Below are 15,552 nucleotides of genomic sequence, written 5' to 3'. Positions count from 1 at the left end.
GCCGCCCGGCACCGGCTCTTCTCAGGCGTGACATCCGCGCGTAACACTGGGCCATGTTCTTCGCCTCTCCCGCCCCCGGGGCAACGGCGCTGCACGGCCGTGACACGGAGCTGGAAACGCTGCGCCGGCTGCTCGACGGCGCCCTCGGCGGGGCGGGCGGCGCGCTGCTCCTGCTGGGCGCCCCGGGAACGGGCAAGTCCGCGCTGCTCGACTTCGCGGCCGCCCTCGCCGCGGAGCTCGCCCCCGAGCCGGCCGCCGACGGCTTCGTCGTGCTGAGGACCCGCGGCGTCCCGGAGGAGGAGCGGCTGCCGTACGCCGGGCTGCACGCCCTGCTCCGCCCCGTCGCGGACCGGTTGCCGTCGCTGCCTCCGGCGCAGGCCGCGGTGCTCGTCGAGGCGCTGGAACTGGGGACGGCCGGCACCGGGCTGGCGCTGCCCGCCGCCGTGCTCAACCTGCTGCTGGCCGTGGGCCGCCCGGTCCTGGTCTGCGCCGACGACGTCCACCGCCTCGACGCGCCGAGCCGCGAGGCGCTGTTCTTCGCGGCCCGGCGGCTGAGCGGGGAGCCGGTCGCGCTGCTGCTGGCGACCGGCGAGGACGGCGGTCCCCCCGCCGGTCCACCCGGTGGACCCGCCGGCGCCTGCGACGCCCCGGGCGGCGTCCGCGGTGCTCCCGGCGGCATCCCCGGCGACATCCCCCGGCTGACCCTCGCGGGGCTCGACGAGGAGGCGGCCCGGCAGCTGATCGAGGATCTCGCGCCCCCGGAACTCACCGACGACCTGCGGGCCTCCCTGGCGCAGGTCGCCCGCGGCAACCCGCTCGCCCTGCGCGAGCTCACCGGTTCGCTGAGCCCCGAGCAGCTGAACGGGTCCGCCCCGCCGCCGGAGGCGCCGCCGCCCGGCGGGCGGCTGTGGCGCGCCTACGCCGACCGGCTCTCCCGGCTGCCCCGCGACACCGCGGACCTGCTCCTGCTGATCGCGGCCGACCCGGAACTGGACACCGCCGCGTTCCTGCGCGCCGCCGAACCGGGACACGCGCCCGCCGCACTGGAGACGGCCGAGCCGGGGCGCGTGCTCGCCGCGCTGGAGACGGCCGAGCGGGCGGGACTCCTCACTCGTCTGCCCGGGGACCGCTACGGGTTCCGGGAGCCGGTGATGCGGTCCGTGGTGTACGGCGAGGCCTCCCTCGCCCGGCGGCGCGCGGCGCACCTGCTGCTCGCGGGACTCCTGGACCAGGACGACCAGCGCCTGCGCCGGGCCTGGCACCGGGCGGCCGCGCTGGACGGCCCCGCCGAACGGCTGGCCGACGAGCTGGTGGAGGAGCTGGGCGAGGAGCCGGACGGCACGGCCGGCGGCCGGAGCTGCTTCCCCGAACCGTTCCGCGCCTTCGAGCGCGCCGCCGAGCTGACGGCACGCGGCGACGCCAGAGCGGCCCGCCTGGCCGCCGCCGCCCGCCACGCCTGGCACGCGGGTCTTCCCCAGCGCGCCCGCTGGCTGCTCGCCCGGCTGAACACCCTGACGGTCTCCGAGGAGGTGCGGGGCCGGGCCGAGCTGGTCCGGGGCAGCCTGGAACTGCGCAGCGGCAAGACCGCCAGCGCCTGCGACGAGCTGCTCGCGGCGGCCGAGTGGCTGCTCGACCGCGACCGGGAGCAGGCCGTGCGCGCGCTCATCCGGGCCAGCGAGGCGAGCTACCTGGCCGGCGACACCCACCGCTTCCTGGCCATCACCCGGCGCGCCGCGGCACTGCGGCGCCCGGACGATCCGCCGGCCACGCAGCTGATGTACGAGTACCTGGCGGGCATGGCCGCCACGTTCAGCGGACGGCACCGGGAGGCGGCGGCGCCGCTGCGCCGCGTGCTGGAGCTCGCCCCCTGCGTGGACAGCCCCTCCGTCCTGGTCTGGGCGTGCGTCTCCAGCCTGCTGCTGGGCGACGACGTCCAGGCCCTGAAGCTGTCCACCCGGGCCATCGAGACCGCGCGCGCCCAGGGCGCGGTCTCGACCGTCCCCCAGGTGCTGGAGTTCCTCGTCCAGGCGGAGCTGTGGATGGGACGCTACGCCTCCGTCGCGGCCAACGCCATGGAGGGCCTGCGGCTGGCCCAGGAGACCGGCCGGCTCAACAGCGCGGCCCAGCACCTGGGCTGGCTCGCCCTCACCGCCGCCGTGGAGGGCGACGAGGAGACCTGCCGGATCCGGGCCGGCAGCGCGATCGAGCTGGCCGACGCCCACGGCCTGGGCGTCGCCGGCGCGCTGGGCAACTGGGCGCTGGCCCACCTCGACGTCGCCGCGGGCCGCCACACCAGCGCGGCCGGCAGGCTGCGGGCGACCGCCCGGGCGGACGGGAGCGGCGGGCACCTGGTCGTCCGGGTCATGGCGACCCCCCACTTCGTCGAGGCGGCCGTACGCACCGGCGACCTCGGGCACGCCCGCGCGGCGCTGGCCGTGCTCGACCGGTGGGCGGGCAGCACGGGCAGCCCGGACCGGCTGGCGCTGGCCGCGCGCTGCCACGCGCTGTTGGCCGGGCCCGGCGAGGCCGAGGAGCGTTTCCGCGAGGCGCTCGAGCTGCACCGCCGGGGTTCGTGCACGTTCGAGACGGCCCGCACGCAGTTGCTCTTCGGCGGCGTGCTGCGCCGCAACCGGCGGCCCGGCGCGGCCAGGGAGCACCTGCACGGCGCGCTGGAGACCTTCGAGCGCCACGGCGCGCGGCTCTGGGCCGAACAGGCCCGCGGCGAGCTGCGCGCCTCGGGAGAGGCCCTCCCGTCCGGGACCCCGGGCCGCCCCCGGGGCGGCACCCGCGCCGCCGAGGCGGTGGAGGAGGCGCCCGCGGTCCGGGCGCTGACCGCTCAGCAGTTGCAGATCGCCCGGCTGGTCGCGGACGGGGCGACCAACCGGGAGGTGGCCGCCCGGCTCTACCTGAGCCCGCGGACCGTCGAGCACCACCTCAGGAACGTCTTCGCCCGGCTCGGCATCCGCTCCCGGGTCGAACTCGTCCGGATGCTGTCCTGACCGGCCCGGGTCAAGACCGGTGATTTCACCGATGCACTCCCGACGTGACAGCGAGAAAGTACCGATTGTCAACGATTCCGCAGGGACCACTGAGCATCGTTGCCGCAGGCCGCCGCATCGGCGGCCGAACGTGCCGGACGGCCGTCAGCGCGGACGCCCGTCGCGTGGTTCCCCCATGACAGGGAGTACGTCACCGTGCAGTCACACCCCCCGATCTCCGCCACCCGCCCGGTGCGGGCGCTCGCCAAGCTGGCCCTGGCCTCGACCCTCGTCAGCGGGGCCCTCGTCGGCGGCACCGGCGCGCTCGCGCACGCCGCCCAGGCCGCGGCCGGCTACGAGCGCGGCCCCAACCCCACCAGCTCCGCCCTCGAGGCCACCCGCGGCCCGTTCAGCGTCGCCAGCACCAACGTCTCCTCGCTCTCCGCCAGCGGGTTCGGCGGTGGGACGATCTACTACCCGACCGACACCAGCCAGGGGACCTTCGGCGGCGTCGTCATCGCCCCCGGATACACCGCGAGCAAGTCCAGCATGGCCTGGCTCGCCGAGCGGCTCGCCTCCCACGGCTTCGTGGTCTTCAACATCGACACCATCACCCGCTCCGACCAGCCCGACAGCCGCGGCCGGCAGATCCTGGCCGCCGCCGACCACCTGGCCGAGGAGAGCAGCAGCACGGTCCGGCGCCGGCTCGACGCCAGCCGCATCGGCGTCATGGGCCACTCCATGGGCGGCGGCGGCACCCTCGCCGCGGCCGACAGCCGCCCGTCCCTGAAGGCGGCGGTCCCGCTCACCCCGTGGCACCTCGACAAGAGCTGGGGGAACGTCCGGGTCCCGACGATGATCATCGGCGCCGAGAACGACACGATCGCCGCGGTGGGCTCGCACTCCGAGCCGTTCTACAACAGCCTGTCGGCCGCGCCGGAGAAGGCGTACCTGGAGCTCAACGGCGCCAGCCACTTCGCGCCGAACAGCGACAACGACACGATCGCCAAGTACGGCATCTCGTGGATGAAGCGCTTCGTCGACGAGGACACCCGCTACGACCAGTTCCTGTGCCCCGCCCCCGGGCGCAGCACGACCATCGAGGAGTACCGCTCCTCCTGCCCGCACTCGTAGGCGGCGCCTGACGGCGGCGGCCGCCCCTGCCGGGGGGCGGCCGCCGTCTCCGCGCATCCTCAGGCGTGCAGCCGGTAGAACCGCCAGAAGCCGAAGTCCTCGATCGGGAGGATCTCCACGTCCCGGAACCCGGCCTCGGCCGCGTAGCGGCGGAGCGTGTCCGGGCGCATCACGGTCCCGGTGCCGGCCGAGGGACGGTGCGCCATGCCGTCGGGCAGGCAGACGAGCAGGCTGAAGCCGTACAGCAGCCGCTCGACGTCGCCGGCCGGGGCGGTGAAGGCCTCGGCGGTGGCCTCGTCCATGACGACGGCCGTGCCGCCGGTCCTGAGCGCCCGCCGTACGGCGACCAGCGTCTCCACCGGCCGGGGCATGTCGTGCAGGCACTCGAAGGCGAAGACCGCGTCGTAGCCGCCCTCGCCGAGCAGGGTGGCGTCGCCGTGGCGGAAGGCGAGGCGCCCCTCGTCGCCGAGGCCCGCCTCCTTGGCGTTGCGTGCGGCCAGCTCGACGGAGGGCGCGTCGACGTCGACGCCCTCGACGGTCGCCTCCGGGTAGGCGCGGGCCAGGGCGATGGATGACCAGCCCCCGCCGCAGCCGACGTCGGCGATGCGCGCGCCGGGGCGGCGCAGCACCGCGTCGAGGTCGCCCACCCCGGCCAGGGCCGCCGGGAGCGCGCGCTCGTACCAGGGCCGGTTCATCTCGGCCTGGGACTCGCGCATGTCCGCCCCGAAGGCGGTCCAGCCGACGCCGCCGCCGTGCCGGTAGGCCTCCAGCAGGGCGGGCATCTGCGCGGCGGACGCGGTGAGCATGCGGGCCAGCGGGGCGAGGTAGGCGAGGCTGGACTCGTCGGTCAGCACCTCGGCCGTGCCCGGGGGGAGGGCGAAGCGGCCGTCGCCGCCGACGGCGAGGATGCCGCAGGCGGCCTGCTGCTCCAGCCACTCGCGGGCGTAGCGCTCGTGGCCGCCCGCGCGGGCCGCCAGTTCGGCGGGGGTGGCGGGGCCGTGGACGGCCAGCGCGCGGTACCAGCCCAGGCGGTCTCCGAGATGGACGGAGAAGATCTCCATCGCGCCGAGGGCGGACCGGAACAGCCGGTCGGCGAACTCCTCCGCGGTCGGGGGCGTGCTCATGGTCGTCTCTCCCTGTGTCGTGCGACTGCTCCGATGGTGGGGGGAGAAACTGTCAAAACGCTGCCACCAGACTGTCACAGCCGGTCGGGAGCCTCCCCTCGACCAGCCCGTCGCGGAGTCCGGCGACCGCCCCGGCGGAGCGGAGCAGGTTGAGCGCGCGCCGGTTCTGCCGGTGCACGGTGAAGACGAGCTCCCCGATCCCGCGCTCGGCGGCGTGCGCGACCAGGGCGTCCAGCAGCATCCGGCCGACGCCGCGCCCCTGGTAGTCGTCCACCACCGAGAACGCGACCTCGGCGGTGCGCCGCTGCCGTCCGCCCCCGAAAGCACGCGCCGGTTCCGCGGCGACCACGTACCGGCCGATGCCGACGGCGCGGTCCCCGGCGTGCGCGACCAGGGCGACGTGCCCGTCCTGGTCGGGGCCGGCGAGCACGCGCAGCATGAACCCCGGCAGTCGCGGCATGGGGGCCAGGAAGCGCAGGAAACGCGAGTGCGGCGACATCCCGGCGAAGACCTCCAGGACGGGACCTGTCTCGCCGTGGGCGAGCGGGCGGAGCCGTATCGGGGCGGGCGCCGGCGGTGCGGTGAACATGGAGCCTCCAAGGGTCGGTGCGATGCGGTGGATACCGGTACTGTCCGCGCCCACCCTGTCGGCACGCTGTTGCCCGGCTGTTGTCGTCCGGCTGTCGCGGCCGGCCGGCGCACGACGGAGGCGCCGGAAGTTACGGCTGGTGCCATAGGGGCAATAGGGTTTACGAGCTATGACCGGGAACGTAAACAATCATCGGCGTAAGCCCTTTATGTGGTTGCTCGTCTTCAGCGGCGCCTCGACGCTCCTGGTCGGCGGCAGCGCCTCGACGCCCCCGGTCCGCGGCACCACCACCGCGACCGCGTCCACCGCTCCCGCGCCCGCCTCGGTCCGGACCACGCCGGTCGCGTCCGCCTCGCCGGCGGATTCCCTGCCGGTGGATTCCCTGCCGGCGGTCACACCCTCGCCTGCGGTCACGCCCCGGCCGGCGGTCATGTCTCAAGCGCCTTCGCCGTCCCACGCCCCGGCGACGCCCCAGCCGATGACGGCGCCTCAGCCGATGGCGACGCCCACCCCGCCGCCGGAGCCGACCGCCGGGCCGCAGGGCACACGCCTGCTCGCCAACGGCCGCCTGCAGCCGGAGAGGGTGCGGGTACCCTCCTCCGCCGGCGGCCGCTACCGGGTCGCCCCAGGCGAGTCCCGGCCGCCCCGGGGCAAGGGGAAGGTCGTCCGCTACGTGGTCGAGGTCGAACGCGGCCTCCCGTTCGACCGGGAGGAGTTCGCCGAGGAGGTGCACCGGATCCTCAACGACCGGCGCGGCTGGGGCTTCCGCTTCCACCGGGTCTCACGCGGGCCGGTGCGGATCCGGGTCTCGCTGTCCAGCCCGGAGATGACGGACCGCCGGTGCCTTCCGCTGCGCACCTTCTCCGCGTTGTCCTGCTGGAACGGCGGGCGCGCGGTCATCAACGCGGTGCGCTGGAACGAGGGCGTGCCCGGTTATCGGGGCGACGTCGCCTCCTACCGCGAGTACGTGATCAACCACGAGGTCGGCCACGGCCTGGGCCACGGTCACGTCCCCTGCCCCGGCCCGGGCCGGCGCGCCCCCGTCATGCTCCAGCAGACCAAGTCCCTGTACGGCTGCCGCCCCAACCCCTGGCCCTTCCCCAGGCGCTGACCCGGCCCGCCCCGGCCGGGTGCGGGCGGCGCCGGGCGGAACAGCGCGTCCTATGCCGGCGCCGAACCGCTGTCCGGCCCGCCCGCACCCCGCTCCCCACCCGGTTCACCCGCATCCGGTTCACCCGTACCTGCTCCACCCGTACCTGCTCCACCCGTACCCGGCTCCCCCGCACCCGGCTCCCCCGCACCCGGCTCCCCCGCACCCGGCTCGCCGAGCTGCTCGCGCAGGTAGTTCCAGGACACGGCGACCAGCGCGGCCGCCGGCACCGCGAGCAGGCTGCCGACGATGCCCGCCAGGCTGCCGCCCAGCGTCACCGCGAGCAGGATCACCGCAGCGTGAAGACCCAGGCCTCGGCCCTGCACCATGGGCTGGAAGACGTTGCCCTCGAGCTGCTGCACCACGACGATGACGGCCAGCACGATGAGCGCGTCGGTCGGACCGTTGGACACCAGGGCGATGAGAACGGCCACGAATCCGGCGAAGAGGGCGCCGACGATCGGCACGAACGCCGACACGAACGTCAGCACGGCCAGCGGAAGCACCAGGGGCACACCGATGATCCACAGGCCGAGTCCGATGAGGACGGCGTCCAGCAGGCCGACGAAGGCCTGGGAGCGGACGAACGCCCCCAGGGTGTCCCAGCCGCGCAGGGCGACGGCCGGGACATCGGTCGCGAGCCGGCCGGGCAGCTGGCGGGTCAGCCAGGGCAGGAACCGGGGGCCGTCCTTCAGGAAGAAGAACATCAGGAAAAGGGCCAGCACCGCGGTGACGACGCCGTTGAGCACCGTGCCCACACCGGCGACGGTGGCGTTGACGATGCTGCCGACGCTGTCCTGGATGCGGGCGGCCGCCGTGTCGAGCGCCCGGGCGAGCTGGTCGTCGCCGATGTTCAACGGCGGGCCGGCGGCCCACTCCCGCATCTTCTGGATGCCGTCGACCACGCCGTCGGTGAGTTCGCCGGACTGGGACGCGACCGGCACGGCGATCAGCACCACGGTGCCGGCCGCCACGATGAGGAACAGCACGGTCACGACCGACGCGGCCAGCGCCGGGCGCCACCCGCGCCGGCGCAGGAAGCGGGTGGGCGGCCACGTCAGCGTGGTCAGCAGCAACGCGACGATCACCGGCCACGTCACCGACCACATCCGGCCCAGCGCCCACAGCGCCACGGCGACCACCAGCAGGACCAGGAGCAGCTCCAGGGAGACGCGTGCCGAGGCGCGCAGTGCCGTTCGGGTCTTCGTGGAGCTCAGCGTGGCAGGCATGAGATCACCTTAAGGTCCCGGTGAGCGGAGCCGCTCACCGCCGGCGGGCCGGCGGAGTCCGCGATCGCACCGGAGCCGGCACGTGCCGATGCGGCCACGGCCCGGAGCCCGTCCGGGCGGCCCCCGCCCGTGCCCTTCCCCGGGGGCGGCGTCCGAACTCCGGCGAGTGGACGCAGCACGCCGTCGCAGGACGTAGCGTGCTCGGTACAGAGGTGCTCTGCTTCTGCCCCCGGGAAGGTGTGCGCACCGTGACAACGACCACCCCCGACGCCCCCATCGTGGCCGTCGACCAGGATGACGACGAAACTCCCGGCCTGCCGGACTCTGTCGGCGCGACCGCCGACCCGGTCAAGGACTACCTCAAGCAGATCGGCAAGGTCCCTCTGCTCAACGCCGAGCAGGAGGTCGAGCTCGCCAAGCGCATCGAGGCCGGCCTGTTCGCCGAGGAGCAGCTCGGCACCGACGGCGAGAAGCCGCCGGTGGACGTCCGCGCCGAACTGGAGTGGATCGCCGAGGACGGCCGCCGTGCCAAGAACCACCTGCTGGAGGCCAACCTCCGCCTGGTGGTCTCGCTGGCCAAGCGCTACACCGGCCGCGGCATGCTCTTCCTGGACCTGATCCAGGAGGGCAACCTGGGCCTGATCCGCGGAGTGGAGAAGTTCGACTACACCAAGGGCTACAAGTTCTCCACCTACGCCACCTGGTGGATCCGGCAGGCGATCACCCGGGCCATGGCCGACCAGGCGCGGACCATCCGCCTCCCGGTCCACGTGGTCGAAGTGATCAACAAGCTGGCTCACGCCCAGCGGCAGATGCTGCAGGACCTCGGTCGCGAGCCCACTCCCGAGGAGCTGGCCCGCGAGCTCGACATGACCCCCGAGAAGGTCATCGAGATGCAGAGGTACGGCCGCGAGCCGATCTCCCTGCACACCCCGCTGGGCGAGGAGGGCGACAGCGAGTTCGGCGACCTCATCGAGGACTCCGAGGCGATCGCCCCCGCGGACGCGGTCGGCTTCACGCTCCTGCAGGAGCAGCTGCACTCCGTGCTGGACACGCTGTCCGAGCGCGAGGCGGGCGTGGTCTCCATGCGGTTCGGCCTCACCGACGGCCGGCCGAAGACCCTGGACGAGATCGGCAAGGTCTACGGGGTGACGCGCGAGCGCATCCGCCAGATCGAATCCAAGATCATGTCCAAGCTCCGCCACCCGTCCCGGGCCCGGGTCCTGCGCGACTACCTGGAGTGAGGCGTCCCCGCCGGACCGGCCAGAGGACCTTGGCGAAGCCCAGAGGACCTTGGCGAAGCTCAGAGGACCTTGGCGAAGCAGAACGTCGTGGGCACGTTCACGTACTTGCCGTAGGGCGGGATCGGCTCGTAGCCGGAGCTGCGGTACAGATTGATCGCCTCCGGCTGGAGGTGGCCCGTGGCCAGGCGGAGCACCGCGTGCCCCCGGGCCCGCGCCAGGTCCTCCAGCGCCTTCAGCAGCGAGCGCGCGACTCCCCGGCCGCGGTGGTCCGGCACGACGTACATCCGCTTGAGCTCGCCGGTCGCGGCGTCCACCGGCTGCACGGCTCCGCACCCCACGGCCCTGCCGCCGGTCACCGCGACGAGGAAGCCCGCCTCGGGATGCACTCCGGAGCGGCCCTCGGGACCGTACTTGGCGACCAGCTCCGCGAAGGCCGCGGCGACCAGGCCGGAGAGCGCCTCGTCGTCGGCGGGCCGTTCCTCGATCAGCATGGTGATCATTTTAGGGCGTCCCGGCACCGGCGCCGTCCCCGTGCCGGAGAACCCCTCCCCGTCCGGGGAGATTATCCCGCCGTCCGGCGCGCCTCCCGGCCGTCATGCGGCCTATGGTGGGAGATCATCTGAATGGGAGGTTCCATGGGACCACAGGAAGAGGACGAGATCCTGGACAGCCCGACAGGCTGGGTCGCCAGGCACATCCGCTCCTACGTCGAGTCCGACGGCGCCAGGGGCCACCTCTACCAGGGCGTGCCGACGCTGCTGCTGACCACCCGGGGACGGAAGACCGGGAAGCTGCGCCGTACCGCGCTGATCTACGGCGGGGACGGCGGCCGCCACCTTCTGGTGGCCTCCAACGGGGGCTCCGCCGAGCACCCGGCCTGGTACCTCAACCTGGTCGCCGACCCGGAGGTGCACGTCCAGGTCGGCGCGGAGCGGTTCGCGGCTCGGGCCCGAACCGCCACCGCGGAGGAGAAGGCGGAACTGTGGCCGATCATGGCGGAGCTCTTCCCCATGTACGACCGCTACCGGGCCAAGACGTCCCGGGACATCCCCCTCGTCATCCTCGAGCGGATCACCTGAGGCTCATCCCTGCGGGCCCGGCTGGAGCTCCCCGGCGGCCAGCCCTTCGAGCACGAGCCGCCCCAGCAGCTCGCCCGCCTCGTTCGCGCGGCGGAGCGCGCCCTCGAAGTGTTCCAGCCGCCGGAACACCTCGCCGTACCGCCGCTGCTCGGTGAGGGGAAGCCGGGGCACCTGCGCACGGCGCACGTCCAGCCGGGAGGCGCCCGACAGGGAGCCCGCCGACTGCCGGGCCGAGACCTTGAGGAACCCCGCGACGAAGTAGGGGTCGAAGAAGTCCGGGTCGGGGCGGACGAGGACCAGGTGGGGGCCGAGCGCGATCTCCCCCTCGACCACCCTGGCCGCCGGGGTCCGGCTCGTCACGGAGACGACGACGTCGCCCGGCCGGGCGACGACCAGGCCGGGTCCGTCACCGCCCCGGCCGGTCGGGCCCCGGCCGAGCAGCACGTCGCGGGCGGTCAGCAGCGCCAGCTCCCCCGCGGCGGTCTCCATCCGCATCGGGGTCTGCACGATCTGCAGGCGCCCGGCCCTCGCCAGCTCGCCGAGGGTGGCCATGGAGAACGGCTCGCGGGGCGACTCCGTCACCGCCGGAGCCAGCCGGGTCAGCTCGGCCGTCGCGCTCAGCAGGTCCTCGCGGGTCCTGCCGACGCCGCCGGGGCTGGCGGCCGGCCGGACCAGGTAGCGGGCGGGGGTGAGGTCGACCTCGTCGTCGAGCAGGTCGATGACCGGGACGGTACGGCTGCCGCCCGCCGTCTCGCCCTGCGGGTCCGCCACGAAGGAGTTCCAGGCCGAGACCACCGCCTCCCGCGACCCGGTGGCGTCGATCATCAGCACGTGCGAGGGGATCCGGTCGCCCGTCTCGGGCCGCCGCAGCAGCCACAGGTGGGGCGGCATCGCCGACTGGGGCGCCGCGCCGGAGGGCAGGGCCACCACGGCGCGCAGCGCGCCGGCCCGGATGAGCTGGGAGCGGACCCGCCGGCCCGACCTGCGGTTCGCGGCCGCGGGCGGCATGAGGACGACCACCTGCCCGCCGGGCCGGGCGTGGGCGAGGCAGTGCTGGACCCAGGCCAGCTCGGACTCCCCGCGCGGCGGCAGGCCGTACTGCCAGCGCGGGTCCCCGGCCAGTTCCTCGTATCCCCAGCCGCGTTCGCTGAACGGCGGGCTGCACAGCACCGCGTCGGCCTGCAGCCGGGGGAAGCCGTCGCCGGTCAGGGCGTCCCCCGGCCGGACCTCGGCGTCGATGCCGCGCACCGCCAGCCGGGCGCCCGCCAGCCGGGCCGCGGCCTCGTCGCGCTCCTGGCCCACCGCCCGGATCTTCCCCGAGTCGCTCCCCGCGGCGATCAGGAGCCCGCCGTGGCCGCATGAGGGGTCGAACACCTCGGTGGCCCGCGGCTCGACGAAGGCCGCCATGAGCCGGGCGACCTCCGGGGAGATCGCCTGGACCCGGCGCGAGTGCGCCTCGGTGTAGCGGGTGTAGAGGAACTCCACGGTCTCCTCCGGCCCGCGCGCCTCGGCGAGCGCGGCGGTGGCGCGGATCAGCGGGACGTCGCTCCTGCCCACCACCAGTTCGGGCAGGGCCTCGGCGATGGCGGAGTCCTCGCCTCTCAGGAGCGTTCCCAGCCTCCGGTGCGCGATGGCCGCCGCCAGCCTGCTGACGAGGGAGAGCAGGTGCAGGTCGTCGGCGGAGTTGCGGACCTGCTGCCAGAGGAGCTCGTCTTCGGGGAGTTCCTGGAGCTTTCCCTGGGCGCGCAGCCAGCTCTCGACCTCGGCGAGTGAGAACAGCGGGCTGGAGGCGGTGCCGCCGACGGGTTCGGGGAAGTCACCGAACCGCCGGCGCCAGTTGCTCACCGCGGCCCTGCCGACCCCCGCCAGCCTGGCGATGTCGCCCGCGGTCACCGTCGCGCCGTCCTCCGTGGTCACTCCCACCCTCCAGTCGAACCGACGGCTCTGGGCCGTGATCCTCACCGCGATGCCGTACCACCCCGAATACTGGCCGACGAAAGCAGTCCAGGCGTGCATCTTCGCACTCTCCGGAGCCTGTTTCACATTCGGCCTGTACCGGTTCAGACAACCCGGGCGGGATCAGGGGCGGTGGATCACCGTTCCGTTCAGCCGCCCGGGGAAAGCGAGCACGAGGTACTCGCTCCCGGGGCTCTCCAGGTCTTCCAGCCCGCGGTCGGGGAGGTCCCGGGCGTAGATCCTGATCCGGTAGTCGCCGGGGCCGGCCGCGCCCAGGTTCGCCGTTCCGGGGCCGCCCTCGGAGCCGACGACCTCGATCCGGTCCCCGGTGCTGCGCAGGCCCGCCTCGACGATCCGGCTCCAGCCCCGGGGCAGGAGCGGCGGCGTCTCGGCGAAGTCCATCGTCGTCACGCAGACGTAGTCGTTCTGGTCGTAGGCACGCACCCGCACCACGTGCTCGTAGGCCTCGATCAGACCGCCGACCGAGGGGATCTCCCTCCCCCACTCTCCGCCGACGTCGCCGACCGTGAACTCTCCCCCCTCGCCGGTGAAGGCCGCGACGGTGATCCGGCTGCGGGGACGCGGGCCGCGCCACCGGTCGGGACAGCGCGCGGCGACCCGGCCCCTGTGCTCCTTCTCCTCCCGCAGCAGCTCGGTCCCGGGCCTCAGCCGGTCGGGACCGTGCCGGGCGACCAGGTCGGGGCAGAGGTAGACCAGGGCGTCGAGCATCCCCGTGCGCCAGTAGGGGCCGTTGCCGGTTCTGTCCAGCTCCGCCTTGACGCGCGGGTCCTCGGTCCGCAGGTGCATCACCCCGCACAACCGCTTGCCGTGGGCGAGCACCTCGTCCTCGCGCACCGTGCCGAAGAGCGGCGGTATCCCGGGCTCCGCGGTCGCGTGGCAGAGGAAGGCCCGCTCCCGGTCCGCGAAGCGGGTCTCCGCGAAGCGCCGCCCGGAGACCACCCAGGGGCTGCACACCTCGAGCCGCTCGGCCTCCTCCCGCCCGTGGCCGCCCTCGGAGCCGTCTCCGGAGGCGCCGCCGAAGACGACCACCGTGCCGCCGGTCCCGGCGACGGCGAACAGCGCCGCGGCGGCCGCGAGGACCGCGGCCGCCGTGACCGCCCAGATCTGGAACCGGCGTGCCCGCCCCACCTCGACCATCCTCCGCCCGATCGGTCCGCATGATCGGGGCGAACCCTACCGGTTACTTGATCGAGCCCGCGGTCAGGCCGCCGACCACCTTCCTCTCGATGAGGGCGAACAGGATGATGACCGGGATGGTGGCGATCACCGAGCCCGCGAAGAGGTTCTGCCAGTCGACCTGGTACTGGCCGATGAAGGAGTTCAGCGCCACGGTCAGCGGCTGGTTGGACGGGGTCGTGGTGAGCGTCAGGGCGACCACGAACTCGTTCCACGCCGCGATGAAGGTGAAGATCAACGCGGTCACGACGCCGGGCATCGCCAAGGGGAGCGTGACCCTCAGCAGTGCGCCGAAGCGGCCGTTGCCGTCGATGAACGCGGCCTCCTCCAGTTCGCGCGGGATGGAGGAGAAGTAGGCGTGCAGGATCCAGACCGCGAAGGCCAGGTTGAAGCCTCCGTTGACCAGGATCAGCGACCAGACCGAGTCGACCAGGCCGAACTGGTAGAACTCGCGGTAGATGCCGACCAGCATGGCGGTGGGCTGGAACATCTGGGTGATCAGCACCAGGACCATGAACGCCGTGCGGCCCCGGAACTCGTGCCGTGCCGTGTAGTAGGCGGCGGGCAGGGCCACCAGCAGCACCAGGAGGGTCGAACCGGCCGCGACCTGCAGGGTGACGCCGAGGTTCTGGGCCAGCCCTCCGGTCCAGAAGTTCGCGAAGTTGGACCAGGCGAACGTCTGCGGCAGGTAGGTCGCCTCGCGCAGCTCCTCCTGGGGGCGCAGCGCGGTGAGGAGCATCACGAGGTAGGGGAAGAGGAAGACGAACGCGATCAGGTAGGCGCTCCCCGCGACGAGCGCGGTCCTGGCCGACGGGAGCCGCCGGGCCGGGGCGGGCGGGCGCACCGCCGCCGGGCGGACCTCGGGAGCGCTCTCCGTGAGAGTCATGAGACCTCCGTCTTCCACTTGCTGACCTTCAGGAAGATGACGGTCAGGACGATCACCATGCCGAAGTTCACGACGGACATGGCCGCGGACTCCCCGATGTCGGAGCCCTTGAGGATGTACATGAAGATGGTCGAGGTGGCGGTGGAGTAGCCGGGCTGGCCGTGGGTCATGGCCCAGATGATCGGGAAGCTGTTGAAGACGTTCATCACGTTGATGAGCGTCGCCACGACCAGGGCGGGCCGGAGCAGCGGCAGCGTGATCGACCAGTAGGTGCGGAGTCTGGAGGCGCCGTCGATCCTGGCGGCCTCGTAGACGTCGGCGGGGATCGCCGACAGGCCGGCCAGCAGCGCGTAGGTGGTGAAGGGCACCGAGACGAACACCGCGACGAAGATCAGCCACGGCATCGCGGTGGCCGCGTTGCCGAGCGGGTCGGCGTCGGCGCCGCCGAGGGCGTCCAGCAGGCCGAGGTCGCGCAGGATCATGTTGATCAGGCCGACCTCGGGGTCGAGCATCCACTTGAAGATGATCGCCGTCATCAGCACCGAGGCGGCCCACGGCGCGATCAGCGCCCAGCGGGCGACGCGGCGGCCGGGGAAGCGCTGGTCGAACAGCTGCGCCAGCCCCAGGGAGATCGCCACGGTGATGGCCACCACCGCGACCACCCAGACCAGGCTTCTGGCCATGACCCCGCCGAAGTCGGGTTCGGCCAGCAGCTTGGTGTAGTTGTCGGTCCCGTTCGCCCCCTGGACCACGCCGAACCGGCTGATCTTGAGGAACGACGACTGGATCATCACCACGACCGGCCAGACGACGACCACGCCGATCAGCACCACGGCGGGGCCGATCCAGGCCAGCGGGGCCAGCGCGCGCACCGCCCGGGCCGGGGCGGATGTCTGCTGCATGAGTCCTGCTTTCGAGATTGGCGCCGGGTACGGCGTGCGCCCTTCCTGCGCACGCCGTACCCGGCCGCCGGGAGTCGGGCCGAG

At 73.7% G+C, this 15,552-nt stretch carries 13 protein-coding genes and 1 pseudogene; 5 read left to right on the top strand and 9 right to left on the bottom strand.

Annotated features, from left to right (window positions below; all coding sequences use genetic code 11):
• Nucleotides 1-53 precede the first annotated feature (53 nt).
• Together FHS22_RS26635 and FHS22_RS26630 are read left to right on the top strand one after the other, a co-directional pair.
• Nucleotides 54-2,999 carry a helix-turn-helix transcriptional regulator gene (locus FHS22_RS26635; protein ID WP_184945969.1) on the top strand — a complete coding sequence of 982 codons (2,946 nt, stop codon included), beginning with the start codon at nucleotides 54-56 and terminating at the stop codon, nucleotides 2,997-2,999.
• Nucleotides 3,000-3,194: 195 nt separating this feature from the next.
• The gene (locus FHS22_RS26630) at nucleotides 3,195-4,112 is read left to right on the top strand and encodes an alpha/beta hydrolase family protein (protein ID WP_377297064.1); all 918 of its coding nucleotides are present in this window, start codon (nucleotides 3,195-3,197) and stop codon (nucleotides 4,110-4,112) included.
• Between the two features lie 59 nt (nucleotides 4,113-4,171).
• Here FHS22_RS26630 and FHS22_RS26625 read toward each other — a convergent pair whose 3' ends face one another.
• From FHS22_RS26625 to FHS22_RS26615, 3 genes are all read right to left on the bottom strand, one after another.
• Nucleotides 4,172-5,236 (bottom strand): class I SAM-dependent methyltransferase, encoded by a 1,065-nt coding sequence (locus FHS22_RS26625; RefSeq protein ID WP_184945967.1) that lies wholly within the window; start codon nucleotides 5,234-5,236, stop codon nucleotides 4,172-4,174.
• 52 nt (nucleotides 5,237-5,288) lie between these two features.
• Nucleotides 5,289-5,825, bottom strand: coding sequence for a GNAT family N-acetyltransferase (locus tag FHS22_RS26620; protein ID WP_184945965.1), 537 nt, complete (start codon nucleotides 5,823-5,825; stop codon nucleotides 5,289-5,291).
• 189 nt (nucleotides 5,826-6,014) lie between these two features.
• Nucleotides 6,015-6,257, bottom strand: a complete 243-nt coding sequence (locus FHS22_RS26615; protein ID WP_184945963.1) for a hypothetical protein — start codon at nucleotides 6,255-6,257, stop codon at nucleotides 6,015-6,017.
• A 64-nt stretch (nucleotides 6,258-6,321) separates the two neighbouring features.
• On the opposite strand from FHS22_RS26615, the gene FHS22_RS26610 reads away from it, so the two are divergent.
• Entirely contained in the window at nucleotides 6,322-6,936 is a 615-nt protein-coding gene (locus FHS22_RS26610) for a DUF3152 domain-containing protein (RefSeq protein ID WP_260408308.1), read from the top strand.
• 50 nt (nucleotides 6,937-6,986) lie between these two features.
• Here the strand turns inward: FHS22_RS26610 and FHS22_RS26605 are convergent, their stop codons facing one another.
• A complete protein-coding gene (locus FHS22_RS26605; RefSeq protein WP_184945960.1) occupies nucleotides 6,987-8,204 on the bottom strand; it encodes an AI-2E family transporter in 1,218 nt (405 codons plus the stop codon).
• Nucleotides 8,205-8,470: 266 nt separating this feature from the next.
• Between FHS22_RS26605 and FHS22_RS26600 the strand changes: the two are divergent.
• Nucleotides 8,471-9,448 (top strand): annotated as a pseudogene (locus FHS22_RS26600) (RNA polymerase sigma factor); the annotation flags it as partial.
• 59 nt (nucleotides 9,449-9,507) lie between these two features.
• Here the strand turns inward: FHS22_RS26600 and FHS22_RS26595 are convergent.
• Nucleotides 9,508-9,939, bottom strand: a complete 432-nt coding sequence (locus tag FHS22_RS26595) for a GNAT family N-acetyltransferase (RefSeq protein ID WP_184945958.1) — start codon at nucleotides 9,937-9,939, stop codon at nucleotides 9,508-9,510.
• A 144-nt stretch (nucleotides 9,940-10,083) separates the two neighbouring features.
• Between FHS22_RS26595 and FHS22_RS26590 the strand changes: the two genes are divergently transcribed.
• The gene (locus tag FHS22_RS26590) at nucleotides 10,084-10,527 is read left to right on the top strand and encodes a nitroreductase family deazaflavin-dependent oxidoreductase (protein ID WP_221474147.1); all 444 of its coding nucleotides are present in this window, start codon (nucleotides 10,084-10,086) and stop codon (nucleotides 10,525-10,527) included.
• A 3-nt stretch (nucleotides 10,528-10,530) separates the two neighbouring features.
• Here the strand turns inward: FHS22_RS26590 and FHS22_RS26585 are convergent, their stop codons facing one another.
• The 4 genes from FHS22_RS26585 to FHS22_RS26570 all read right to left on the bottom strand — a co-directional run bounded on the left by FHS22_RS26585 (nucleotide 10,531) and on the right by FHS22_RS26570 (nucleotide 15,468).
• Nucleotides 10,531-12,543 carry an N-6 DNA methylase gene (locus tag FHS22_RS26585; protein WP_184945954.1) on the bottom strand — a complete coding sequence of 671 codons (2,013 nt, stop codon included), beginning with the start codon at nucleotides 12,541-12,543 and terminating at the stop codon, nucleotides 10,531-10,533.
• A gap of 63 nt (nucleotides 12,544-12,606) precedes the next feature.
• Nucleotides 12,607-13,632 (bottom strand): hypothetical protein, encoded by a 1,026-nt coding sequence (locus FHS22_RS26580; protein ID WP_184945952.1) that lies wholly within the window; start codon nucleotides 13,630-13,632, stop codon nucleotides 12,607-12,609.
• 52 nt (nucleotides 13,633-13,684) lie between these two features.
• Complete coding sequence (locus FHS22_RS26575; RefSeq protein ID WP_184945950.1) at nucleotides 13,685-14,566, bottom strand: carbohydrate ABC transporter permease; 882 nt, start codon at nucleotides 14,564-14,566, stop codon at nucleotides 13,685-13,687.
• The gene (locus FHS22_RS26570; RefSeq protein ID WP_184945949.1) at nucleotides 14,563-15,468 is read right to left on the bottom strand and encodes a carbohydrate ABC transporter permease; all 906 of its coding nucleotides are present in this window, start codon (nucleotides 15,466-15,468) and stop codon (nucleotides 14,563-14,565) included. Before FHS22_RS26570 ends, FHS22_RS26575 begins: the two co-directional genes overlap by 4 nt.
• Nucleotides 15,469-15,552 lie beyond the last annotated feature (84 nt).

The organism is Thiemannella venezuelensis (assembly GCF_014203605.1).
Classification (GTDB): Bacteria; Actinomycetota; Actinomycetes; order Streptosporangiales; family Streptosporangiaceae; genus Planomonospora_A; species Planomonospora_A venezuelensis.
This window is presented reverse-complemented; position numbering and strand designations above follow the sequence as displayed.